At 59.1% G+C, this 23,485-nt stretch carries 18 protein-coding genes; 10 read left to right on the plus strand and 8 right to left on the minus strand.

Annotation, left to right across the window (positions count from 1 at the left end; genetic code table 11):
• The first annotated feature begins 70 nt into the window (after window positions 1-70).
• Both pap and ACEN9A_RS07195 read left to right on the plus strand, forming a co-directional pair.
• On the plus strand, window positions 71-1,594 hold the full coding sequence (pap, locus tag ACEN9A_RS07190; RefSeq protein WP_258672844.1) for a polyphosphate:AMP phosphotransferase: 1,524 nt from the start codon (window positions 71-73) through the stop codon (window positions 1,592-1,594).
• Window positions 1,595-1,699: 105 nt separating this feature from the next.
• Window positions 1,700-2,884 carry a thiolase family protein gene (locus tag ACEN9A_RS07195; RefSeq protein WP_258672845.1) on the plus strand — a complete coding sequence of 395 codons (1,185 nt, stop codon included), beginning with the start codon at window positions 1,700-1,702 and terminating at the stop codon, window positions 2,882-2,884.
• Window positions 2,885-2,971: 87 nt separating this feature from the next.
• Here ACEN9A_RS07195 and ACEN9A_RS07200 read toward each other — a convergent pair whose 3' ends face one another.
• The gene (locus ACEN9A_RS07200) at window positions 2,972-3,175 is read right to left on the minus strand and encodes a DUF6316 family protein (protein ID WP_258672846.1); all 204 of its coding nucleotides are present in this window, start codon (window positions 3,173-3,175) and stop codon (window positions 2,972-2,974) included.
• A 201-nt stretch (window positions 3,176-3,376) separates the two neighbouring features.
• On the opposite strand from ACEN9A_RS07200, the gene ACEN9A_RS07205 reads away from it, so the two are divergent.
• Complete coding sequence (locus ACEN9A_RS07205; protein ID WP_258672847.1) at window positions 3,377-4,336, plus strand: DMT family transporter; 960 nt, start codon at window positions 3,377-3,379, stop codon at window positions 4,334-4,336.
• Window positions 4,337-4,467: 131 nt separating this feature from the next.
• Here the strand turns inward: ACEN9A_RS07205 and ACEN9A_RS07210 are convergent, their stop codons facing one another.
• On the minus strand, window positions 4,468-5,862 hold the full coding sequence (locus ACEN9A_RS07210) for a class II fumarate hydratase (protein ID WP_019650482.1): 1,395 nt from the start codon (window positions 5,860-5,862) through the stop codon (window positions 4,468-4,470).
• Window positions 5,863-6,054: 192 nt separating this feature from the next.
• Here ACEN9A_RS07210 and ACEN9A_RS07215 point away from each other — a divergent pair, with 192 nt between their 5' ends.
• From ACEN9A_RS07215 to ACEN9A_RS07235, 5 genes are all read left to right on the plus strand, one after another.
• Window positions 6,055-6,585, plus strand: coding sequence for a DUF2059 domain-containing protein (locus ACEN9A_RS07215; RefSeq protein ID WP_019650483.1), 531 nt, complete (start codon window positions 6,055-6,057; stop codon window positions 6,583-6,585).
• A 12-nt stretch (window positions 6,586-6,597) separates the two neighbouring features.
• Window positions 6,598-6,894 carry a BolA family protein gene (locus ACEN9A_RS07220; RefSeq protein WP_258672848.1) on the plus strand — a complete coding sequence of 99 codons (297 nt, stop codon included), beginning with the start codon at window positions 6,598-6,600 and terminating at the stop codon, window positions 6,892-6,894.
• 276 nt (window positions 6,895-7,170) lie between these two features.
• Window positions 7,171-8,112, plus strand: a complete 942-nt coding sequence (gene trhO, locus ACEN9A_RS07225; RefSeq protein WP_018929865.1) for an oxygen-dependent tRNA uridine(34) hydroxylase TrhO — start codon at window positions 7,171-7,173, stop codon at window positions 8,110-8,112.
• Between the two features lie 36 nt (window positions 8,113-8,148).
• Window positions 8,149-8,751: a DsbA family protein gene (locus ACEN9A_RS07230; protein ID WP_258674149.1), complete on the plus strand. Its 603-nt coding sequence runs from the start codon at window positions 8,149-8,151 to the stop codon at window positions 8,749-8,751.
• Window positions 8,744-10,561 (plus strand): ABC transporter ATP-binding protein, encoded by a 1,818-nt coding sequence (locus ACEN9A_RS07235; RefSeq protein WP_258672849.1) that lies wholly within the window; start codon window positions 8,744-8,746, stop codon window positions 10,559-10,561. Before ACEN9A_RS07230 ends, ACEN9A_RS07235 begins: the two co-directional genes overlap by 8 nt.
• A 1-nt stretch (window position 10,562) precedes the next feature.
• Here ACEN9A_RS07235 and ACEN9A_RS07240 read toward each other — a convergent pair whose 3' ends face one another.
• Entirely contained in the window at window positions 10,563-14,810 is a 4,248-nt protein-coding gene (locus ACEN9A_RS07240) for a hypothetical protein (protein ID WP_495688581.1), read from the minus strand.
• A gap of 218 nt (window positions 14,811-15,028) precedes the next feature.
• Here ACEN9A_RS07240 and ACEN9A_RS07245 point away from each other — a divergent pair, with 218 nt between their 5' ends.
• Both ACEN9A_RS07245 and ACEN9A_RS07250 read left to right on the plus strand, forming a co-directional pair.
• Entirely contained in the window at window positions 15,029-17,488 is a 2,460-nt protein-coding gene (locus tag ACEN9A_RS07245) for an EAL domain-containing protein (protein ID WP_258672851.1), read from the plus strand.
• Between the two features lie 77 nt (window positions 17,489-17,565).
• On the plus strand, window positions 17,566-18,327 hold the full coding sequence (locus tag ACEN9A_RS07250) for an iron-containing redox enzyme family protein (protein ID WP_218584820.1): 762 nt from the start codon (window positions 17,566-17,568) through the stop codon (window positions 18,325-18,327).
• Between the two features lie 90 nt (window positions 18,328-18,417).
• Here the strand turns inward: ACEN9A_RS07250 and ACEN9A_RS07255 are convergent, their stop codons facing one another.
• The 5 genes from ACEN9A_RS07255 to ACEN9A_RS07275 all read right to left on the minus strand — a co-directional run bounded on the left by ACEN9A_RS07255 (window position 18,418) and on the right by ACEN9A_RS07275 (window position 23,434).
• On the minus strand, window positions 18,418-19,344 hold the full coding sequence (locus ACEN9A_RS07255) for a GGDEF domain-containing protein (protein WP_019650489.1): 927 nt from the start codon (window positions 19,342-19,344) through the stop codon (window positions 18,418-18,420).
• 375 nt (window positions 19,345-19,719) lie between these two features.
• A complete protein-coding gene (locus ACEN9A_RS07260; RefSeq protein ID WP_007939907.1) occupies window positions 19,720-20,460 on the minus strand; it encodes a YciK family oxidoreductase in 741 nt (246 codons plus the stop codon).
• Window positions 20,461-20,667: 207 nt separating this feature from the next.
• Window positions 20,668-21,339, minus strand: a complete 672-nt coding sequence (gene mupP, locus ACEN9A_RS07265) for an N-acetylmuramic acid 6-phosphate phosphatase MupP (protein WP_258672852.1) — start codon at window positions 21,337-21,339, stop codon at window positions 20,668-20,670.
• A 4-nt stretch (window positions 21,340-21,343) separates the two neighbouring features.
• On the minus strand, window positions 21,344-22,042 hold the full coding sequence (ubiG, locus tag ACEN9A_RS07270) for a bifunctional 2-polyprenyl-6-hydroxyphenol methylase/3-demethylubiquinol 3-O-methyltransferase UbiG (RefSeq protein WP_019650491.1): 699 nt from the start codon (window positions 22,040-22,042) through the stop codon (window positions 21,344-21,346).
• Window positions 22,043-22,099: 57 nt separating this feature from the next.
• Window positions 22,100-23,434 (minus strand): TRZ/ATZ family hydrolase, encoded by a 1,335-nt coding sequence (locus ACEN9A_RS07275; RefSeq protein ID WP_258672853.1) that lies wholly within the window; start codon window positions 23,432-23,434, stop codon window positions 22,100-22,102.
• Window positions 23,435-23,485: the final 51 nt, after the last annotated feature.

Below are 23,485 nucleotides of genomic sequence, written 5' to 3' on the forward strand. Positions count from 1 at the left end.
TTGGCCATTTTTGCATCACCGCACACCTCAAACTCCGCTAGTCTTGCTCAATCCTGGAAGGAGCGCGCTCATGTTCGAATCCGCCGAAATCGGTCATGCCATTGACAAAGAAACCTATGAAGCCGAAGTGCCGGCCCTGCGTGAAGCCTTGCTCGAAGCGCAGTTCGAACTTCGGCAGCAACACCGTTTTCCAGTGATCATTTTGATCAACGGCATCGAAGGGGCCGGCAAGGGCGAGACGGTCAAATTACTCAACGAGTGGATGGACCCGCGCCTGATCGAGGTCCGCACCTTCGACCAGCAGACCGACGAAGAGCTGGCTCGACCACCCGTCTGGCGCTACTGGCGGATGCTCCCGGCCAAGGGGCGCATGGGGATTTTCTTCGGTAACTGGTACAGCCAGATGCTGCAAGGGCGGGTTCATGGTTTGTTCAAGGATCCGCGACTCGATCAAGCCATCAACGGCGCCGAACGGCTGGAGAAGATGTTGTGCGACGAAGGCGCGCTGATCTTCAAGTTCTGGTTTCACCTCTCCAAGAAGCAAATGAAAGCGCGGCTCAAGGCGCTGGCCGATGACCCGCTGCACAGTTGGCGCATCAGCCCGCTGGACTGGCAACAATCCGCGACCTACGACAAGTTCGTGAAGTACGGCGAACGGGTACTACGCCGCACCAGCCGCGACTACGCGCCGTGGCACGTGATTGCTGGCCTGGATGCTCGTTATCGCAGCCTGGCGGTCGGCAAGATTCTGCTCGAAGGCCTGCAGAGCGCGCTCAAGAGACCCAGGATTCACCCGCACAAAGTCAGTGCCGCGCCCTTGTCTCCCAGCGTCGATCAGGTGAATCTGCTCGACAGCCTGGACCTGACCCTGAACCTGGACAAGGACGATTACGAAGAGCAACTGATTACCGAGCAGGCACGGTTTTCCGGGCTGATGCGCGACAAACGCATGCGTCGTCACGCGCTGATCGCAGTGTTCGAGGGCAACGACGCGGCAGGCAAGGGCGGGGCGATCCGTCGGGTGGCCGCGGCACTCGACCCACGTCAGTACAACATCGTGCCGATCGCCGCGCCTACCGAAGAAGAACGGGCGCAGCCGTATCTCTGGCGGTTCTGGCGGCATATTCCGGCGCGAGGAAAATTCACTGTGTTCGATCGTTCCTGGTATGGCCGGGTGCTGGTGGAGCGCATCGAGGGTTTTTGCAGCGAGGCGGATTGGTTGCGTGCCTACGGCGAGATCAACGACTTCGAAGAGCAGCTCGACGATGCCGGGGTGATCGTGGTCAAGTTCTGGCTGACCATCGACAAACAGACTCAGATGGAGCGCTTCCAGGAGCGCGAAGAGATCCCCTTCAAGCGTTTCAAGATCACTGAAGACGACTGGCGTAACCGCGACAAGTGGGACGATTACCGCGCCGCGGTCGGCGATATGGTCGACCGCACCAGCACCGAGGTATCGCCCTGGACCCTGGTGGAAGCCAACGACAAGCGCTGGGCGCGGGTCAAGGTATTGCGCACCCTCAATGAGGCGCTGGAAACAGCATTCGAAAAGTCCGACAAACGGGAGAAGAAACTGCAAAAGCGCAAGCGCTGAACCGATGGTTACGCATACGCGGGGTGAATGATTGTCGCGGTCAGTCATGAGTGGGACTTATGCTCGGTCCAACTCCCGACTGACAACAACAATGAGGTGTATGCCATGCGTGAAGTGGTGATCGTCGACAGCGTGCGGACCGGCCTGGCCAAATCCTTTCGCGGCAAGTTCAACATGACCCGTCCCGACGACATGGCGGCGCACTGTGTCAACGCGCTGCTCACGCGCAATGACGTTGACCCGGCCAGCGTCGAGGATTGCATCGTTGGCGCCGGTTCCAACGAAGGCGCCCAGGGCTACAACATCGGTCGCAACGTCGCGGTGCTGTCGCACTTGGGCATTGGCACGGGTGGCATGACCCTTAACCGCTTCTGTTCGTCGGGCTTGCAGGCCATCGCGATTGCCGCCAATCAGATCGCTTCCGGTTGCAGCGACATCATCGTCGCCGGTGGTGTCGAGTCGATCAGCCTGACCATGAAAAGCGTCAACACCGACAACCTGATCAACCCGCTGCTGAAAGAGCAGGTGCCAGGTATCTATTTCCCCATGGGCCAGACCGCCGAGATCGTCGCGCGTCGTTACAGCGTCAGCCGCGAGGAGCAGGATCTGTACGCGCTGCAAAGCCAGCAACGTACCGCTCTGGCGCAGGCCGCCGGGTTGTTCAACGATGAAATCGTGCCGATGGCGGTGAAGTATCGCGTTGAAGACAAGGCCACCGGCCAGGTGCAGATCCTCGACGGCATTGTCGATCACGACGACTGCAACCGCCCCGACACCACCCTGCAAAGCCTGGCCGGGTTGAAACCGGTGTTTGCCGAAGACGGCTCGGTGACCGCCGGCAACTCGTCGCAGCTGTCTGACGGTGCTTCGATGACGCTGGTGATGAGCCTGGAAAAAGCCCTGGCGCTGGGGCTCAAGCCCAAAGCCTTCTTTCGCGGTTTCACCGTGGCCGGGTGCCAGCCGGACGAGATGGGCATCGGCCCGGTGTTCTCGGTGCCGAAGTTGCTCAAGGCCAAGGGGTTGCAGATTGCCGACATTGATTTGTGGGAGCTCAACGAAGCGTTCGCCTCGCAATGCCTGTACAGCCGCGACCGGCTGGAGATCGACAACGACAAATACAACGTCAATGGCGGCTCGATTTCCATCGGCCACCCGTTCGGCATGACCGGTTCGCGTCAGGTCGGGCACATCGTGCGCGAGTTGCAGCGGCGTAACCTGCGTTACGGCATCGTCACCATGTGCGTGGGGGGCGGGATGGGGGCTACGGGGTTGTTTGAGGCGGTGCGGTAATTCCGTGAGGTCGCCTTCGCGGGCAAGCCTCGCTCCTTGTATGTTGCGCTTACACCCCCGCGAGAGCAGTTATGCTCGCGGGTGTTGTCACCTCGATGACATGTTCATGCTCAAAACCTGCATCCGCTCGATATAAGCCTGAATCTCCTTCTCGGCCGTCGCCGCATTATCGAACGGCCCCTCCAGGGTCTGTTCCCGGGTGGTGAAATACAACTCCCCATTGACACGACACAACCGGTCACAGCGAAAGTGCGTGGCGGGGGCGGTGTCCTGGGCGCGCATGCCGTACATGGGTGATCTCCTGCAGAGGGCGGTTTCAATGAGCTTATGCATGAACCCTTTGCAACGCCTGGCGAGCTGATCGACGGCATCCCGTCAATGTCATGGTACGACCTGCACAGTTTCATTTGCGGCCCGTGGGCAACTGTCCCTGTGTCGCGCCCCGGTCTGAGCCTAGAATGACCGTTCTCGTCAACGGGCTTCGGGGTCAGCATGCATATTTCATCGGGTCGCTGGGTGTACGGTTTATTCCTGGCCTTGCTGACCGCGTTGTTGTGGGGAATTCTGCCGATCAAACTCAAGCAAGTGCTGCTGGTGATGGACCCAGTGACAGTGACCTGGTTTCGCCTGATGGTGTCTGGCGGGTGCCTGTTCATATATCTGGCGGCGACCAGACGCTTGCCGAGTCGCAAAGTCCTCGGCCCGCGCGGTGGCTGGTTGGTGTTGATGGCGGTACTCGGACTGGTCGGCAACTACGTGCTGTACCTGATGGGCCTGAACCTGCTCAGCGCCGGCACCGCACAACTGGTGGTGCAGATGGGCCCGATCATGTTGCTGATCGCCAGCCTGTTCGTGTTCAAGGAGCGTTTCAGCGTGGGGCAGGGGATTGGCCTGCTGGTGCTGCTGATCGGCTTTGCACTGTTCTTCAATCAGCGCCTGGGCGAGTTGCTCACCTCCCTGACCGATTACACCGCGGGTGTGCTGATGGTGCTGTTGGCGTCGACGGTCTGGACCTTCTATGCCTTGGGCCAGAAGCAGTTGCTCACGGTGTGGAATTCGTTGCAGGTGATGATGGTGATTTACCTGTTCTGCGCGCTGTTGCTGACGCCCTGGGTGCATCCGCAGGAAGCACTGCAACTGAGCCCGCTGCAAGGCTGGCTGCTGCTGGCGTGCTGCTTGAACACCCTGATCGCGTATGGCGCCTTCGCCGAAGCCCTGGCCCATTGGGAAGCTTCGCGAGTCAGCGCGACGCTGGCGATCACGCCGCTGGTGACCTTTGCCGCGGTGGCCGTGGCGGCCTGGTTATGGCCTGATTTTGTGCATGCCGAAACGATCAACGGTCTGGGTTATGGCGGGGCGGTGCTGGTGGTGCTCGGGTCGGCGCTGGTGGCGTTGGGGCCATCGTTGATCGCCGGGCTCAGGGCTCGGCGGGTGCGGATGGCAGCCAGTTAGACCGCGTTATCGCTCATCGCGGGCAAGCCACGCTCCCACAGGTTTTGGGTCGCTCACGGGTGTTGTGATTGACACAAATCCTGTGGGAGCGTGGCTTGCCCGCGATGACTGACTGTCGGGCGCTAGAGAACTCAGCCCTTGGCACCTGCCTCCAGCATATTCTCCGGCCGCACCCACGCATCGAACTCTTCATTGGTCAGATACCCCAACTTCAACGCCGCCTCACGCAGTGTCAGCCCCTCGCTGTAGGCCTTCTTGGCAATCTCGGCTGATTTGTCATAGCCGATGTGCGGGTTCAGCGCCGTCACCAGCATCAAGCCTCGTTCCAGATGCTCGGCCATTTTCTCGGCATCCGGTTCCAGGCCGGCGATGCAATGCTGCTGGAAGTTGCTGCAGCCGTCGCCCAGCAAGCGGATCGATTGCAGCAGGTTGTGGATGATCACCGGTTTGAACACGTTCAATTGCAGGTGCCCCTGACTGGCGGCAAAACCGATGGCGACGTCGTTGCCCAACACCTGACAGGCCAGCATCGACAACGCTTCGCACTGGGTCGGGTTGACCTTGCCGGGCATGATCGAGCTGCCCGGCTCGTTGGCCGGCAGTTTCACCTCGGCAAATCCGGCTCGTGGTCCGGAGCCCAGCACGCGCAGGTCGTTGGCGATTTTCATCAGGGTCACGGCGAGGGTTTTCAGGGCGCCGGACAGCGTGGTCAGTGGCTCATGACCGGCCAGTGCGGCGAATTTGTTCGGCGCGGTGACGAACGGCAGGCCGGAGAGGGCGGCCAGTTCGGCGGCGATCGCTTCGCCAAAACCGTGGGGTGAGTTCAACCCGGTGCCGACCGCGGTGCCGCCCTGGGCCAGTTCACAGACCGCCGGCAACGCGTTGCGGATCGCCCGTTCGGCGTAATCCAGTTGTGCGATGAACGCCGAGAGTTCCTGACCGAAGGTAATCGGCGTGGCGTCCATCATGTGGGTACGACCGGTCTTGACCAGTTTCATGTGCCGCGCGGACAGCTCCGCCAAGCCGCCGGACAACTCAGCGATCGCCGGCAGCAAATGCTGTTGCACCGCCTGAACCGTCGCGATGTGCATGGCCGTGGGGAAGCAGTCGTTGGAGCTCTGGGAGCGATTGACGTGATCGTTGGGGTGCACCGGAGACTTGCCGCCCCGCGGGTTGCCGGCCAGTTCGTTGGCGCGACCGGCGATCACTTCGTTGACGTTCATGTTGCTCTGGGTGCCGCTGCCGGTCTGCCAGACCACCAGCGGGAACTGGTCGTCATGTTGGCCGTCGAGCACTTCGTCGGCCGCTTGTTCGATCAGGCGGGCGATGTCGGCAGGCAGGTCGCCATTACGATCGTTGACGCGTGCCGCGGCTTTCTTGATCAGGGCCAGGGCATGCAACACAGCCAGCGGCATGCGTTCGTTGCCAATGGCGAAATTAATCAGCGAGCGTTGCGTCTGAGCGCCCCAGTAAGCGTCATCCGGGACTTCCACCTGGCCCAGGCTGTCGGTTTCGATACGGCTCATCATGCACACTCCTGTAGGTCTGATAGCGCAGTTTAGGCTGTGATCGCCGGTCGTGGTTCCATCAGTCTGGAATTTGACCGTTCAACCCCTCTAAATCAGTCGCGACAAGGCTTGGGGTTGAGCGACACACTTTTTTAGGCGCAGAATGGTCGCCCTTGGGGTTATACCTCGCCTGCTAGAAAAGGAAACTCGATGACTCGTCTTCGTGCCATCTGTACCGCGGTTGCACTGGTTTGCGCCAGCGGCCAGGTTTTTGCCGATACCGCCAGCCACAACGCCAGTGCCGAAGCTTTCCTGACCCTGGCGCACGCTGACAAACTGGGCACTCCGGTGTACATGCAAGTGCAGCAAATGTTCGCTCAGCGCTTTGAACAGACCAAAGCACCTGAGTCGAAAAAAGCCTTGTTGGAAACTTACCAGGCCAAAGCCAACGCAGCGCTGGACGCAGCCATTGGCTGGAACAAGCTGAAGCCGGACATGGTCAAGCTCTACACCACCAACTTCAGCGAATCCGAGCTCAAGGATCTGGTGGCGTTCTACCAGTCGCCACTGGGCAAGAAAGTCCTGGAAAAAATGCCGCAGCTGACTCAGCAATCGGCCCAGATGACTCAAGCCAAGCTGGAAAGCGCGGTGCCTGTGGTCAACAAACTGCTGGCTGACATGACGGCCGAGCTGACGCCGAAAGATGCGGCCGCTCCAGCTCCAGCCAAGAAAAAGCCTTAAGCGGAGTTCAGGATGACCATGCAACAACGCATCGAATCGACGCTGGGGCTGCTACAGCCCGAGCACCTGCAAGTGCTGGATGAAAGCCACATGCACAGCCGTGGGTTGCAGACCCACTTCAAGGCAGTGGTGGTCAGCCGGCAGTTCGAAGGGCTCAATCGCGTCAAGCGTCACCAGAAGGTGTACGGCACTTTGGGCGAACTGATGGGCGAGTTCCATGCGTTGGCGCTGCATACCTACACGCCGGAGGAATGGGTGCAGATCGACGCGGCTCCGGCCTCGCCGACCTGTGCTGGCGGCAGTCATTGATCTGATGGCCCGGGGCTGTTGTGGCGAGGGAGCTTGCTCCCGCTCGGCTGCGAAGCAGTCGTAATGCCGGCAACTGAGCTCTTTCAAACAGAACACCGTTGCAGGTTTTGGGACCGCTTCGCGGTCCAGCGGGAGCAAGCTCCCTCGCCACAAAGGTATCTCACAGTCCTAAAGCCATACGGTTTTTGCTAGAATCCGCAACGCGCCGCTCACCCGGCGCGTTTTTTTTCGCATCCGGTTCACCCCTTACGAGGGTAGCCACCTGGAGAATTACCCATGACACAACAGATTGTCGTGGCGGCACTGTATAAGTTCGTCACCCTGGAAAATTACGTCGACCTGCGCGAACCACTGCTGCAAGCGATGATCGACAACGGCATCAAAGGCACGCTGCTGATCGCCGAAGAAGGCATCAACGGCACCGTGTCCGGCAGCCGCGAAGGCATTGACGGGCTGATGGCCTGGCTCAAGAACGACCCGCGCATGGACGACATCGACCACAAAGAGTCGTACTGCGACGAACAGCCGTTCTACCGCACCAAAGTCAAACTCAAGAAAGAAATCGTCACCTTGGGCGTTGAGGGCGTGGACCCGAACAAAAAGGTCGGCACCTATGTGGATCCGCAGAACTGGAACGCGCTGATCAGCGATCCGGAAGTGTTGTTGATCGATACCCGCAATGACTACGAAGTCTCGATCGGCACCTTCGAAGGCGCCATCGATCCGAAGACCACCAGTTTTCGCGAATTCCCCGACTACATCAAAGCCAACTTCGACCCGGCCGTGCACAAGAAAGTCGCGATGTTCTGCACCGGCGGCATTCGCTGCGAGAAGGCGTCGAGCTACATGCTCAGCCAGGGTTTCGACGAGGTCTATCACCTCAAGGGCGGCATCCTGAAGTACCTCGAAGAGGTGCCGCAGGAAGAAACCAAATGGCAGGGCGACTGCTTCGTGTTCGATAACCGCGTGACCGTTCGTCACGATCTCAGCGAAGGCGACTACGATCAATGTCATGCCTGTCGGACGCCCGTCAGTGTTGAAGACCGCGCATCCGAGCACTATGTGGCCGGCATCAGTTGCCCGCATTGCTGGGATAAGCTGAGCGAGAAAACCCGTCGCAGTGCCATCGACCGGCAAAAGCAGATCGAACTGGCCAAGGCGCGCAACATGCCGCACCCGATCGGTTACAACTACAAGCAATCCGCTTCCGAGGCTTGAACCATGTCTGCACGCCTGCTCTATGTGATGGATCCGATGTGTTCCTGGTGCTGGGGCTTCGCTCCGGTGGCCAAAGCGCTGGTCGAGCAGGCGCAGGCGGCGGGTGTGGAGTTGCATCTGGTGGTGGGTGGTTTGCGCACCGGCAGTGGCGCGGCGCTGGAGCCGACCACCCGGCGCTACATCCTTGAGCACTGGCAGGCGGTTCACGAGGCCACCGGCCAGCCGTTCAAATTTGAAGGCGCGTTGCCCGACGGGTTTGTCTACGACACCGAGCCTGCCTGTCGGGCGCTGGTGACCGCGCGCAGCCTGGCGCCGGATTGCGCCTGGACACTGCTCGGGCTGATCCAGCATGCGTTCTATGCTGAAGGTCGTGACGTTACCCGTGCCAGCGTGTTGGTGGAGCTGGCGGAGAAGGCCGGTTTGCCGCGCATCGAATTTGCCGCAGCGTTCGACCGTGCCGATCAGCACGCTGCGACCGCCGCCGATTTCACTTGGGTCCAGGACTTGGGCATTGCCGGTTTCCCGACCTTGCTGGCAGAGCGCAATGGTCAATTGGCGCTGCTGACCAATGGCTATCAGCCCCTGAGCGAGTTGTCACCGTTGCTCGGCCGCTGGCTGGAGCGCGCTGCCTGTGCATGATCTGCCCGATGATGCAGCGGCTCCCAAACGTGTCGATCGGCTGAGCTGGGCGGAAATCCGCCGCCTGGCCCTTCACCATAAAAAATCCCTGTGGATCGCCAACGGCGTTGCGGTATTGGCAACGCTGTGCAGTGTGCCGATCCCGTTGCTGTTGCCGTTGCTGGTGGATGAAGTGCTGCTGGGCCACGGTGATGTTGCGCTGAAAATCATGAACCACGTGCTGCCCGACGTCTGGCAGAAAGCCGCGGGTTATATCGGCCTGATGCTGCTGGTGACCCTGGCGCTGCGTTGCGCCGCGTTGTTGTTCAACGTGGTGCAGGCGAAATTGTTTGCGGCGCTGGCCAAGGACATCGTGTATCGGATTCGGGTGCGGTTGATCGACCGGCTCAAGCGCATCTCGCTGGGCGAATACGAAAGCCTGGGCAGCGGCACGGTGACCACGCACCTGGTCACCGACCTGGACACGCTGGACAAATTCGTCGGCGAAACCCTCAGTCGTTTCCTCGTGGCGATGCTGACACTGGTGGGCACCGCATCGATCCTGATGTGGATGCACTGGAAACTCGCGCTGCTGATTCTGCTGTTCAACCCGCTGGTGATCTACGCCACGGTGCAGTTGGGCAAGCGGGTCAAACATCTGAAGAAGCTCGAGAACGACAGCACCTCACGCTTCACCCAAGCCTTGACCGAAACCCTGGACGCCATCCAGGAAGTGCGTGCCGGTAATCGTCAGGGGTTTTTCCTCGGACGGTTGGGGCAGCGAGCGCGGGAAGTGCGCGATTACGCGGTGAGCTCGCAGTGGAAAACCGATGCATCGAACCGGGCCAGCGGTTTGCTGTTCCAGTTCGGCATCGATATTTTCCGCGCCGCGGCCATGCTCACCGTGCTGTTTTCCGACCTGTCCATCGGCCAGATGCTGGCGGTGTTCAGTTACCTGTGGTTCATGATCGGTCCGGTGGAACAGCTGCTCAATTTGCAGTACGCCTTTTACGCCGCCGGCGGTGCGCTGTCGCGGATCAACGAGTTGCTGGCCCGTGCCGACGAGCCGCAATACACCGGCAGTGTTGATCCGTTCCAAGGGCGCGACACGGTGGGCATCGAAGTGCAGGGGCTGAGTTTCGGCTACGGCGACGAGTTGGTGCTGAACCAAATGAACCTGTCGATTGCCCCCGGTGAAAAAGTCGCGATTGTCGGTGCCAGCGGGGGTGGCAAAAGTACCCTGGTGCAGTTGCTGCTGGGTTTGTACACGCCGCTGGCCGGGACCATCCGTTTCGGTGGTTCGACTCAGCAAGAGATCGGCCTGGAAACCGTCCGGGAAAATGTTGCGGTGGTCCTGCAACACCCCGCGCTGTTCAACGACACCGTGCGCGCCAACCTGACCATGGGCCGCGAACGCAGTGACGAGGCCTGCTGGCAGGCACTGGAAATTGCTCAGCTGCAACACACGGTACGTGAACTGCCCAATGGCCTGGACAGTATCGTCGGGCGATCCGGCGTGCGTTTATCCGGCGGGCAGCGTCAACGCCTGGCGATTGCCCGAATGGTGTTGGCCGAGCCCAAAGTGGTGATCCTCGACGAAGCCACGTCCGCACTGGACGCGGCCACTGAGTACAACCTGCACCAGGCACTGGCGCGCTTCTTGAGCCACCGTACCACGTTGATCATTGCGCACCGATTGTCGGCCGTGAAGCAGGCCGATCGGGTGCTGGTGTTTGATGGCGGGCAGGTTGCCGAGGATGGCGACCATCAGCAATTGATTGCCGATGGTGGTTTGTACGCCAAGCTTTATGGGCATTTGCAGCAGCACTAAATTAGTGCCACATAACGTTCAGGGCATTTTCCCCGCCGTCGTAAGCAAATTGCTTCATCACTACCGAGCACGAGTCACAAGGCGGCATGGTGGTGGCAACGTCAACTGATTTGATCGATTGGGGATCGGAGTATTTCTCGCGGATTACACCAATCAGCTTGCTCTCGCTGTCCAGTGAGGTCGGTGCACTGGTCAATGGCGGTGTATAGGTGTCGATGTTTTTTATGGTGTGCGGCACGGCCAGCAGTTTGCCCTCGGGTGTCACGCTCAGAGACATGCCGGGGAGTGGTGGATTGAGATCAATATTGAAGTACGTCGTTTCTCCGACTTTCACATGATCTGCCCCCAGGTTTTGCTTGAACAATGGCAGATGTCCGGTTGTCCCCTGTGCACCTGAAACGCTCACGTAAACCTCTCGCTTTCCCGCCGCGGTGGTGACTTCGGCGTACGCGATGTTTCTCGGGTTGCGAGTGCGCTGGCTTCGAGGGATCAGGTTCTGGAGCTTTTGCATCGCGCTGTCGATCCGCAGGGCGCTGTCGACATTCTTCGGTTTGAAGGTCGGTTCAAGAAATAACGTATTGAAAATTTCCATCGTCCTCTGGCGGAGCACTTCCGGTGCCTCCTTGCTGCGTGACCAGTTTTTCGCACCGTCTGGCAGTCGGGTGACAATCATTCGGGTCGAGTGGTCGAACAGCACCGCTTCTCCCGGACTGGTATCGACCTTGAGCAATTTGAGCGTATCGGGCGGGTTCACGTGGCCGCCAATCGGAATGGCAATTTCCTCCATGGTTTTCAACGCACGCTCCACCGCTTCTGTGCCGTAAATCCTTGCCATGTTGTTGGCATTCAACGATCCGGTGTAGACCTTCAGCAATTCTGTTTTGAGATCTTCCGGCAATGTGGAGGCTTTCTTGAAATTGAGCGTGTCTCTTATGCTTTGGCCTTGTGCCAGTTCGGCGATGTAAAAAGCTCCAGCATCCAGCCGGGTGAACACATAGTGCTTCGAACCGTCCATGGCCGGGATGAGGATGGCACCCGCCTCGAAGGTATCAAATTGATTCTGGGGCCCGTAGGGAATACTCACCTTGATCCTCCCACAAATCCCTTTTTGGAACTCCATCGTAGCCGGGAGCCGGTTTTTACTCTTCAGGGTTTTAAGCAGCATCGCCCTGTTCTCAGTAGCCGGTGTATAGATACTGTCTCCGAACCACGGCGCCCAGCCTTTGTTGTCGTCGAAACTGCCGACGGGCGGCGTCGGTGCCGGATCACGGGTGACGAATGTGGTGGTGCATACATCGGCACCCGGGCTACGTCGTACCCGGCAAGGCAAGGATTTGAACATCGCCTGATCATCAATCAAGTCGGCACGCCGCAGTTGGTTGCCGTCCAGACGATAGGGAACGTCATCAACGAACAGCGTAGTTCGACCATCGACCTCAAGTACTTCACGGACATGGGCGTCTTTCGGGAGTTCTACCAGGACGTGGGATTCGGCAGGAGATAACGTTTTGAAGGTTGACCGGCCCTGTATGAGGTTGTTGCTGTGATTGTGCAGGCGGGGGCCATAGGGCAAGGACGTTACCGGGTCGACGGGGTGGAATCGGGTCAGGTCCGATGGGCTGGTATTGCGCACGAGTACGTCATCGACGCCATTGACCGTAGCCAGTCGATCACTGCTTGCCAGCGGCTTCCAGCGCCCCGGATCGGTTGTCTGGGGCAGGTTGTGCACCAGTCGGTAGCTGTCGGCGCGTCCTGCCAGTTTCCTGAACCCGCTAACACTAACGCGTCCCGCCATGTGCAGTCCTTTCCAGGCACCGCTTCTCATTGACTTGAGCAGTGTCGGGACCCTGTCCAGCGGATTGAGGTTGCTCAGGGAGGCGGTCAGGAGTTTTCGGCTCAACGTTGAAAAGGAAGGCAGACTTGCTTTGACGGTCATTCGCGAGGCAGTTGCCCCGGCCCTGATCAACCGCACTGAACCCGACATGAATTTCCCGACAGGGGTGAGGAATGAAGCCAGGTCCAGCACGAGTCCGGCCACGCCTATGAGTATTTGGCCAACTTTGCCCGACAAAATGTCCTCGATGCTTCCCCAGAAGGGCACGAACCCTTTGGCTACTTCCAGGGTCGTATTGATCCGTTGTTCGCTTCTGGCCCTGAGGGTGTCGAATGCCGTCATGCCGCGGGCCTGGGTACGCAACTGCTGTTCGTCGACGTACAGAAAATTCGTTGCAATGGAGTGGGCCACTGCATTCAAACGGGAGGATGCCGGCGCTGTTACTTTGCTATCGCTATCGCTATCGCTATCGCTATCGCTATCGCTATCGCTATCGCTATCGCTATCGCTATCGCTATCGCTATCGCTATCGTCTGCGATCGGCGATACAGCTGCGGGCACGTCACCTACCACGCCGAGGATCGCTATGCAGTACTCTCTGTCAGCAGGCTGTGTGCCCTTTAAGTGAGCGGCCCAATCGAGAAGCAGCGTAGTGCTGAGTTCAGCGGTATATGTTTGTCCGGGGATCGAGGCGTGCAACGCAAACATGGTGCGAACCCCGTTGATTGTTGAAACTCTCAGATGGGGTCGACAACGAATGACGCCAGCACTCGGGATCAGTTCGTAATAGGTAATTTCATGATTGTGGGTCACCTGTAGAACGAAACCTTTTCTTGGCCGGATGTCTCCCCTTGCCTTGATGTGTTTTTCGTCCAGGTGCAGGCTCAGCAAGCGGACGTCACCCCGTTCAAGGGCCTGGCGGTCGGTCAGTGGCAGTGAGGTCAGCAGACTGGTAATCAGGGTTTGATAGGCCGTCCTGATTTTCGAGAGGTAGTTTGTGAAGTCTGTTTCAAACTGCGTGTTGATATCAGGCAACGTCTTGCCTTCGTATCTATTGAAGTCACGCCTTTCTTTCCCCTCATGATCCTTGCGAAATAATTCCTCATGACGCAGGGTTCGCTTGTCGTCGATCTTGATCCACTGGCTGGTTCGTGTTTTCCCGTCGGGCCGGGTTACAAACCATTTTCTCTTGTCATCGAATTGGCCGTCGGCATAGACATCCAGGAATGCATAGCCTGGCAGTTTCAATGAGGGCGTGTCTCTGGGGCCGCCGCTCGGTGGATCATCGCGCAGCAACTTGCGCCCGTCCGATTCGAACATTGCCTGGCCAAACAGATCATCCTTTACCCGTTTGGCCATCTTCAGTCTTTCAGGGGGCGGCAAATCCAGTGTCATAACGGCGTTGTTCAGGCTCTTGCTGTGGCTTTCCAGAGCCGCCATCGCCCGCTTCATATCGTCCTCGTCGTAATCGGATTTTCTTCGTGATTGAACGATGCCGCAGCAAACCGCCCATTCCAGTGCCGGCCCCATCCTCAGTCGAGTAATCTGCTCAAGTTGCTCGGGTGAGGCGTCGGCGCTCCGGGTCAGGGGCAAGTCGACGAGTTGTTGAAAGGACAGCGGTTGCAATCGATCAAGGCCAAATTCATCTGCCAGCAGCACGCCGTGCATGAAGTTCACCCACACCACCGAACTTTTGTAAGGAAGGTCGGGCGGAGTATCGCGCACAGCGAAGTCCTTTGAGAGGCGGGTCTCGAACACCCGTGCGAGAAAGGCCGCCTCTTTTGCATCAGTCACCCGGTTGGTGCGTAGCAAGTGCAGTTCAAAATCGCTGCGCAGGGCCTGGTAGCTTTTGCCCCAGTGAGCCGTGTCTTGCCAGCGGAATCCGGCGACTTCCTGCGGCTCATCCGCTGACGGGGCTCGCAAGTAAAGGCATATGGCTTTGCATACCAGCTGATGGCGCACGGACGCCGAAGTTTGTTCGCCAGGGCCTGCGCCATACCACCTGAGCATCCTGAGCAGTCTGTCCCCCAGCTCTTTTGCTTCGACTGTGTTCAGTATTCGCTGGAGGAACACAGACGGCGTCGCTCGCAGTTGATCCATGGAGGCGGAAGCCAGTACAGAGGCGCCGAGATGACCGATTAACGAACGCTTGCCGTTCAGGAAAGCTTTCACGATGTCGGTGATTTGAGCATCGTTGCGTTTTGCCTTGTAAGTGTCGATGGTCATGTGTTGCGCGAGGCTGGGGGCCGCGCGTTGAATAGCCTTGAACCCTCGTCGATCCTGGGCGGTGGTGCGAAGGCTGAAGTTTTCGATATCCGGGCCGTCGTCGAGCCCCAGAGCGTGTCTGGCGCGAAATTCTTCGTCTGCCGGTGACAGGGCCGGTTGATCAGGTGAAGGTGAAGACGTCTCTGTCATGTTGCACTCCTTTGAAAGGGATCCCGTAACGGATAGGGGGAGCCCGAAGTGCCCAGTAAACAGATCTCCAGACTGGCCTTGGCGGTATATATCTATATGGGGCGCACGTGTACGGCGTTGAGGTCGATCCTCTGCTTGCCGGTTTCGAGAACGCACCCTAGTCTAGCTGTAGCGATCACGTTGGATGATGATCTGGCAGTGCTAAAACAAGGGACCTCATGAATCAAGCGCGGACTCTCGGAACGCCACGGCTGTTGGGCATCGTCTGGCCATTTATCGCCGTTGTGTTGTTTCAGGCACTGTTGGGCGGCGTCAGTCTTTACGTTCTTTCGGCGGTTCGTGGCTACGTCGGCGGTGAGAGCCTGTGGTCCAAGGGCCAGAAAGACGCCATCTATTACCTTAATCTCTACGCCGACAGTCGCGACGAGACGATTTTTCTCAAATACCAGACCGCGATTGCCGTGCCTCAGGGCGGCCATGAGTTGCGTATGGCGCTGGATCATCAGCCACCGAATATCGAGGCCGCGCGGCTCGCGATCCTCAAGGGCGGCAATCACCCGGACGACGTCCCCAGCCTGATTTGGCTGTACCTCAATTTCCGGCACATCAGTTACCTGGAAAAAGCCATCGAGCTCTGGACGATCGGTGACGCGTACCTGGTGCGGCTCGATGACGTCGCGCAGGAAATGCATCAGGGTATCGTCGATAGCCAGGCCTCCGATGCCGACATCAAGCGCTGGAAGGCGCAGATTTTGGCCATCAACGATGGCGTGACGCCCCCTGCCAAAGCGTTCAGCGATGCCTTGGGCGAGGGCTCGCGCATGATTCTCCGGTTGCTGCTGGCGACGAACCTCGCGACCGCGCTGGGCCTGATCGTGCTGGCCTTGCTGCGTACCCAAAAGCTGCTCGAGCAGCGCCATGCCTTCGCCGATGCCTTGCAGTTGGAGAAAGATCGGGCGCAGATCACCCTGCAATCGATTGGCGACGGGGTGATCACCACCGACGTCGAGGGCGCGATTGCCTACATGAACCCGGCCGCCGAGGCCTTGACTCACTGGAAAGCCGAGCAGGCAACGGGGTTGCCATTGGCGGCGCTGTTCAATCTGCTGGACGAGAACGCCCAGGCCGACGGTTTTACCTTGATCGAGCACATTTTGAGCGGCCAGCTCAGCGGCGGCAGCGAACATTCCAAACTGATCCAGCGACTGGATGGCAGCACGGTTTCGGTGACCCTGGTCGGTGCGCCGATCCGCAACGCGGGCAAGGTCAGTGGCACCGTGCTGGTGCTGCATGACATGACCCAGGAGCGGCAGTACATCGCCAATCTGTCCTGGCAGGCGACCCATGACGCCTTGACCGGGCTGGCCAACCGCCGCGAGTTTGAATATCGCCTGGAACAGGCCCTGCACGGCCTGACGCGACAAGCGGGGCGTCATGCCTTGATGTTCCTCGATCTGGATCAATTCAAACTGGTCAACGACACCTGCGGTCACGCTGCCGGCGATGAGCTGTTGCGGCATATTTGTGCGTTGCTGCAGTCAGGTTTGCGCGAAGGCGACACCTTGGCCCGATTGGGTGGCGACGAGTTCGGCATTCTGTTGGAAAACTGTGCGCCGGAAGCCGCCGAGAAAATCGCCGAAGTCCTGCGCCAGACCGTGCAGAACCTGCACTTTGTCTGGAAAGGCCGGCCGTTCGTGACCACGGTGAGCATTGGCCTGGTGCACGTCACTCAGAGTCCGGCCACCCTCGAGGCCTCGCTGCGAGCCGCTGATATGGCCTGTTACATGGCCAAGGAAAAGGGCCGCAACCGGGTTCAGGTCTATCACGCCGACGATTCGGAGCTGTCCCTGCGCTATGGCGAGATGGCCTGGGTGCAGCGCCTGCACATGGCGTTGGAGGAGGACCGCTTTTGCCTGTACTCCCAGGAAATCGCGCCTCTGGGTCTTGGCGAGCGGGACGGCGGACATATCGAAATCCTGCTACGCCTGCATGACGAAGCCGGGCGCATGATTCTGCCGGACAGTTTCATTCCGGCCGCCGAACGTTATGGTTTGATGACGTCGCTTGACCGCTGGGTGGTGGAGAACGTTTTCAAGGTCATTGCCCAGGCCATCGCCCAAGAGGGCGAAGAGCCGCTGGCCATGTGTGCGATAAATCTGTCAGGTATTACTATCGGAGATGAGGCGTTTCTGGACTTCCTTCGTGAACAGTTTGTTGCATATTCAATTCCGCCTGAAATGATTTGTTTTGAAATTACAGAAACCAGCGCGATTTCCAATTTGCCTAGCGCAATTAGATTTATTAATGAACTCAAAGGCTTAGGTTGCCACTTCTCATTAGATGACTTCTGTGCCGGTATGTCCTCATTCGCTTACCTGAAACATTTACCTGTAGACTTCCTGAAGATCGACGGGAGTTTCGTAAAGGATATGCTGGACGACCCGATTAACCGCGCCATGGTCGAAGTGATCAATCACATCGGGCATGTCATGGGTAAGCGCACGATTGCCGAGTTCGTTGAAACACCTCAGATCGAGCAGGCATTGCTGGAGATCGGGGTGGATTACGCTCAAGGGTATCTGATTGAACGCCCGCATCTGTTTACCTGCGACAGTTTACAAAGTCGTCCTGCCAGACCCCGGCCTTTGTTATTCAAGGCGCCCGGCACATTCCGTTGAAAGCTCCTGTCGATCTTGAAATCACAATCAAAAGGAGCGCGACAGTGATCGACACATTCAACAGAACCGGACCCCTCATGGAAGCTGCAAGTTACCCCGCCTGGGCTCAGCAATTGATTCAGGATTGCAGTGAGAGCAAGCGCCGCGTCGTCGAACATGAACTGTACCAGCGGATGCGCGATAACAAGCTCAGCGCAAAAACCATGCGTCAGTACCTCATTGGTGGCTGGCCGGTGGTCGAACAGTTCGCCTTATACATGGCACAGAACCTGGCCAAGACCCGTTTTGCACGCCACCCTGGCGAAGACATGGCGCGTCGCTGGCTGATGCGCAATATTCGCGTCGAACTGAACCATGCCGATTACTGGGTGCACTGGAGCCGTGCTCACGGTATCAGCCTGGAAGATCTGCAGGCGCAACAGGTTGCGCCTGAGCTTCACGCCTTGAGTCACTGGTGCTGGCACACCAGTTCGTCGGACTCGCTGATCGTGGCTATCGCCGCCACCAACTACGCGATCGAGGGTGCAACCGGAGAGTGGTCGGCGCTGGTTTGTTCCAGTGGCGTCTACGCGGCATCGTTCCCAGAGGAAGATCGCAAGCGGGCCATGAAATGGTTGAAGATGCACGCCCAGTACGACGATGCCCATCCTTGGGAAGCGCTGGAAATCATCTGCACCCTGGCGGGGCTGAACCCGAGCAAATCCCTGCAAATGGAATTGCGTCAGGCGGTCTGCAAAAGTTACGACTACATGTACCTGTTCCTGGAGCGATGCATGCAGTTGGAACTGGCAGCAAAAGCCCCGGTAGTCCGTGAGCGGATGGCGTTGGCCGAGAGCTGATCTGAAGACTACACGAAACAACTGTAGGAGCTAGCCTGTGTGGCGAGGGGACAAGCCCCCTCGCCACACATTTGATTATCGGGAACTGACTCAGCCCGCCATCGCCAACCGGTTACGCCCCTCGCGCTTGGCCACATACAGCGCACTGTCGGCTCGTCGCAACAGGCTCTCGGCAGACTCGCCGGGCAGCAGGGTCGAGCAACCCAGGCTGACCGTCAGTTCGATAGTCTTGCCTTCGGCCACATAGTCCTGAGCTTGCGCAGCAAACCGCAGTCGTTCGCCGACCATGGCCGCGGCTTCCCGGCTGGTGTTGGACAGCAGGATCATGAATTCTTCGCCTCCAAACCGGAACACCATGTCCACGTTACGCAACTGGCTTTTGATCGAAGCTGCGACGGCCTTGAGCACTTCATCGCCGGCGCTGTGCCCGTAGGTGTCGTTGATCTGTTTGAAGTGATCGATGTCCAGCATCAGCAGCGACAGGGGCTGTGAGTGTCGGCGCGACATCTCGATTTCCCGTTGCAGCGTCTGATCCATCGCGATGCGATTGCCCGTGTCGGTCAGCGGGTCGCGCAAGGCGCTTTGGGTGGCGGCACGGTAGAGCAGGGCATTGCGCATCGGATAGAGAAGCGCTGATAACAGCGACTCCAGATGGCCTTGCTCTTCATCGCTGAAACGCTGATTGCGACGGAACACCAGTTCACCCAATTGCTCGCCTTCATGACTGAGGCTGTAGCTGATCGAATGATGACCTCGCTGGCCGAACTGCAGGCGCAAGTCGCTGGGCTGATGCTCATAATTCAAGGCATCCAGCGGCACAAGGCGCTGAATTTCACGGAAGAAAAGTCCGAGAATGCGTTGCGGCTCAAGACTGGTTTGCAGTTGCAGGCCCAGCGCCTGACGCAACTGCGCAAGACTGACGGGCCGCTCCAGGAGGGGAGGCTGCTGACCAAAGCCCAGGCGTTGCAATTTGGCGCTGTCGAAGTCAATTGCGTTGGTCTGGGAAGGTGATTTCATATGGCGTGAGCCCCTAAACAGTAAGACTGTCTTACAGGCTGGGTGAGAGCGGCTTTGGGCTGCGCGTCATACTGGTCCATCAGTCCCGTAGGACATTTGGCACGAGTTTAGTCCGCTTTGCCGAAGATTAGTAACCTCTCGACTCAAGCTCTGCCCCGTCTGCTTTCACACGGCGTTGTCTGAGCAAAATTAGAGCGAAAGTCGTGCCATTCGGTTCAGTCGGCTAAAAAGCGTTCTAAATCAACAAGGTTTGGGAGGTTGCGAAGGATGGTGTCGGGGATGTTGGCATTTATTTGACTTGAAACAGCAGCAGTTATCACCGGCTTTGCGTGCCGCGACGGAAAGTCGTCGCGGCACAAAAGCGACGCACGGGCATTACTGAGCGTCGAACGCCTGACCGTTGATGCCGGTACTGTCCGGCCCCATCAAGTAAAGGTAGACCGGCATGATCTCCTCGGGTGTCGGGTTGTTCAGCGGATTTTCCCCAGGGTAGGCCTGAGCGCGCATGCTGGTACGGGTGGCGCCGGGGTTGATGCTGTTGGAGCGCACGGGGGCGACGGTGTCTACTTCGTCGGCCAGGGTTTGCATCAGGCCTTCGGTCGCGAACTTGGACACGCCGTAAGCGCCCCAATACGCACGACCCTTGCGACCGACGCTGCTGGAGGTGAACACCACCGAGGCGTCCTGCGACAGCTTGAGCAGCGGCAGCAGGGTGCTGGTCAGCATGAACATGGCGTTGACGTTGACCTGCATGACGCGCATGAAGTTCTCGCCGGACAACTGCTCGATCGGTGTGCGTGGACCGATGATCGACGCGTTATGCAGCAAACCGTCGAGGTGGCCGAATTCGGTTTCGATCATGGCCGCCAGTTCATCGTATTGGTGGGGCAGGGCGGTTTCCAGGTTGAACGGGATCACTACCGGTTGTGGATGCCCGGCCGCTTCGATTTCGTCGTAGACCTGAGTCAGGTTGGCTTCGGTCTTGCCCAACAGCAATACGGTGGCGCCATGCGCGGCGTAGGTTTTCGCAGCGGCAGCACCGATGCCTCGGCCAGCGCCGGTGACCAGGATGACCCGGTCCTTGAGCAATTCAGGACGGGCGGAATAATCAAACATAAAAAACCTCACAACAATTCAACGTAGGCATGCATCGCATCTGTGGCAAGAGCGCTTATTGTGGCGAGGGGGCTTGCCCCCGTTGGGTCGCAAAGCGGCCCTCCATTCGCTACCTTCAGCCAGACCGTGTTCTCTGGATTTACGACTGCTTCGCAGCCGAACGGGGGCAAGCCCCCTCGCCACAAATGCTTCCTGTTGTCAGTCAGATCAGCAACTGCACAAAGCGCTATCCAGCACCTGACGCAACTCCAGCGGATGATCGACCACCACATCCGCGCCCCAATGCCGCGGGTTATCGTCCGGGTGAATATAGCCATAGGTCACGGCGGCTGTCTTGGTGCCGGCATCGCGGCCGGACTCGATATCGCGCAGGTCGTCGCCGACGAACAGCACGCTGGCCGGATCGAGGTCGAGCATCTTGCACGCCAGGATCAACGGCTCCGGGTCCGGTTTGCTGTTCTTCACGTGATCCGGGCAGATCAGCAGCGCCGAACGCTCGGCCAGCCCCAATTGCTGCATGATCGGCTCGGCGAAGCGCAGCGGTTTGTTGGTGACCACGCCCCAGATCAGGTTGGCCTTCTCGATGTCGGCCAGCAATTCGCCCATGCCGTCGAAAAGCTTGCTGTGCACCGCGCAACCTTTGACATAGCGCTCCAGAAACTCCAGGCGCAGCGCCTCGAAGCCCGGCGATTCCGGGTCCATCGAGAAAGTCACCGCGACCATCGCCCTGGCGCCGCCGGAGATCTCGTCACGGATGTGCTTGTCGTTCATCGGCGGCAAACCACGGTCAGTACGCATCGCCTGGCAGATGGCGATGAAGTCCGGCGCGGTGTCGAGCAGAGTGCCGTCCATGTCGAAAAGAACTGCTCTGATACGCATCGGCTTACTCCTCGCGCAGGGTCTGGATCATGTAGTTGACGTCGACATCGGCTGCCAGTTTGTAGTGCTTGGTCAGCGGGTTGTAGGTCAGGCCGATGATGTCCTTGACGGTCAGGCCGGCCATGCGGCTCCAGGCGCCGAGCTCGGAAGGGCGGATGAATTTCTTGAAGTCATGAGTGCCACGCGGCAGCAGCTTCATGATGTATTCGGCGCCGACGATGGCGAACAGATAGGCCTTCGGGTTGCGGTTGATGGTGGAGAAGAACACCTGGCCGCCAGGTTTGACCATGCGGAAGCAGGCGCGGATCACCGAGGACGGATCCGGCACGTGTTCGAGCATTTCCAGGCAGGTGACCACGTCGAATTGCTCGGGCATTTCTTCAGCCAGCGCTTCGGCGGTGATTTGCCGGTACTCGACATTCACGCCGGATTCCAGCTGATGCAATTGCGCGACCGCCAGCGGCGCTTCGCCCATGTCGATGCCCATGACGGTGGCGCCGCGTTGAGCCATGGCTTCGCTGAGGATGCCGCCGCCACAACCGACGTCGAGGACTTTCTTGCCGGCCAGATTGACGCGCTCGTCGATCCAGTTGACCCGCAGCGGGTTGATGTCGTGCAGCGGTTTGAACTCGCTTTCGCGGTCCCACCAGCGATGGGCCAGGGCTTCGAACTTGGCGATTTCGGCGTGGTCGACGTTGCTCATGGTGTCAGTCCTCTAAAACTTGAAAAATTCTGTTGCCCCGGTTTTGGTCCAGGGTGCTTATGATTCGGTGTGGCCGCTGATGCGCTGGCCCCAGGCCTTGGCGGTGGCGCACAGTTGCGCTTCATCCAGGCGGGTCAGGCGGCGGTCGTCAAGCAGTTGCTTGCCGGCGACCCAAAGGTGTTTCACGCAGTCGCGGCCAGTGGCATATATAAGTTGCGAAACCGGGTCGTAGACCGGTTGCTGCGCCAGGCCCGACAGGTCGAACGCGACGATGTCCGCCGCCTTGCCGACTTCCAGCGAACCGGTTTGCGCTTCGATCCCCAGCGCACGGGCGCCATTGAGCGTGGCCATGCGCAGGGCGCGATGGGCGTCCAGCGCGGTGGCCGAGCCGGCGACAGCCTTGGCCAGCAAAGCGGCGGTGCGGGTTTCACCGAGCAGGTCCAGGTCATTATTACTGGCCGCGCCATCGGTGCCGACCGCCACATTCACCCCGGCCAGCCACAAGCGCTCGACCGGGCAGAAGCCACTGGCCAGCTTCAGGTTCGACTCGGGGCAATGAATCACATTGGTGTTACTTTCTACCAGCAGCGCCAGGTCTTCATCGCTGATTTGGGTCATGTGAACGGCCTGGAAGCGCGGCCCGAGTAGGCCCAGGCGGCCGAGGCGGGCCAGCGGGCGTTCGCCGCGCTGTTCCACCGACTGCTGCACTTCGAAGGCGGTTTCGTGGACATGCATGTGAATCGAGGCGTCCAGCTCTTCGGCGATCACCCGGATTTTTTCCAGGTTTTCGTCGCCCACGGTGTACGGGGCATGGGGGCCGAAGGTGACTTTGATCCGTTCGTGATGCTTGAGATCGCCGAATAATTCGACGCCCTGACGAATGGCTTCATCCGCGGTGCTGGCGCCTGGAATCGGGAAATCGAGGATCGGAATGGCGATCTGGGCGCGAATGCCGCTGTTATGTACGCGTTCGCTGGCGACCTTCGGGAAGAAATACATGTCAGAGAAGCAGGTGATGCCACCTTTGATCTGCTCGGCGATGGCCAGGTCCGTGCCGTCGCGTACGAAAGCCTCGTCGACCCATTTGGCTTCGGCCGGCCAGATGTGTTTTTCCAGCCAGGTCATCAGCGGCAGATCGTCGGCCAGGCCGCGGAACAGCGTCATTGCCGCGTGCCCGTGGGCATTGATCAGGCCGGGGCTGAGCAGCATGCCCGGCAATTCGCGCACTTCGCTTGCGTTAAGCTTCAAGGCTGCTGCGCGTGGGCCGATAAACACGATACGACCGTCGCGGATACCCAAGGCATGCTCTTTAAGGACCACGCCAGCCGGTTCGACGGGTACCAGCCAGGTCGGCAGCAATAATAGGTCGAGCGCAGCGGTGGGGGTCGGCATCGAGAGTCGGTTCCAGTGCTTTTGTAAAGGATGGCGAAGTATACCCGAGCG

This window comes from Pseudomonas sp. Pseusp18 (assembly GCF_059506005.1).

What these genes read in the sequence shown, in the direction of transcription:
- ACEN9A_RS07255 (WP_019650489.1), bottom strand. Translation starts at nt 19,344, where the DNA reads ATGAAATCACCTTCCCAGACCAACGCAATTGACTTCGACAGCGCCAAA.
- ACEN9A_RS07260 (WP_007939907.1), bottom strand. Translation starts at nt 20,460, where the DNA reads ATGTTTGATTATTCCGCCCGTCCTGAATTGCTCAAGGACCGGGTCATC.
- mupP (WP_258672852.1), bottom strand. Translation starts at nt 21,339, where the DNA reads ATGCGTATCAGAGCAGTTCTTTTCGACATGGACGGCACTCTGCTCGAC.
- ACEN9A_RS07220 (WP_258672848.1), top strand. Translation starts at nt 6,598, where the DNA reads ATGACCATGCAACAACGCATCGAATCGACGCTGGGGCTGCTACAGCCC.
- ACEN9A_RS07250 (WP_218584820.1), top strand. Translation starts at nt 17,566, where the DNA reads ATGGAAGCTGCAAGTTACCCCGCCTGGGCTCAGCAATTGATTCAGGAT.
- ACEN9A_RS07200 (WP_258672846.1), bottom strand. Translation starts at nt 3,175, where the DNA reads ATGTACGGCATGCGCGCCCAGGACACCGCCCCCGCCACGCACTTTCGC.
- ACEN9A_RS07275 (WP_258672853.1), bottom strand. Translation starts at nt 23,434, where the DNA reads ATGCCGACCCCCACCGCTGCGCTCGACCTATTATTGCTGCCGACCTGG.
- ACEN9A_RS07195 (WP_258672845.1), top strand. Translation starts at nt 1,700, where the DNA reads ATGCGTGAAGTGGTGATCGTCGACAGCGTGCGGACCGGCCTGGCCAAA.
- ACEN9A_RS07205 (WP_258672847.1), top strand. Translation starts at nt 3,377, where the DNA reads ATGCATATTTCATCGGGTCGCTGGGTGTACGGTTTATTCCTGGCCTTG.
- ubiG (WP_019650491.1), bottom strand. Translation starts at nt 22,042, where the DNA reads ATGAGCAACGTCGACCACGCCGAAATCGCCAAGTTCGAAGCCCTGGCC.
- ACEN9A_RS07245 (WP_258672851.1), top strand. Translation starts at nt 15,029, where the DNA reads ATGAATCAAGCGCGGACTCTCGGAACGCCACGGCTGTTGGGCATCGTC.
- ACEN9A_RS07215 (WP_019650483.1), top strand. Translation starts at nt 6,055, where the DNA reads ATGACTCGTCTTCGTGCCATCTGTACCGCGGTTGCACTGGTTTGCGCC.
- ACEN9A_RS07210 (WP_019650482.1), bottom strand. Translation starts at nt 5,862, where the DNA reads ATGAGCCGTATCGAAACCGACAGCCTGGGCCAGGTGGAAGTCCCGGAT.
- pap (WP_258672844.1), top strand. Translation starts at nt 71, where the DNA reads ATGTTCGAATCCGCCGAAATCGGTCATGCCATTGACAAAGAAACCTAT.
- ACEN9A_RS07230 (WP_258674149.1), top strand. Translation starts at nt 8,149, where the DNA reads ATGTGTTCCTGGTGCTGGGGCTTCGCTCCGGTGGCCAAAGCGCTGGTC.
- ACEN9A_RS07240 (WP_495688581.1), bottom strand. Translation starts at nt 14,810, where the DNA reads ATGACAGAGACGTCTTCACCTTCACCTGATCAACCGGCCCTGTCACCG.
- trhO (WP_018929865.1), top strand. Translation starts at nt 7,171, where the DNA reads ATGACACAACAGATTGTCGTGGCGGCACTGTATAAGTTCGTCACCCTG.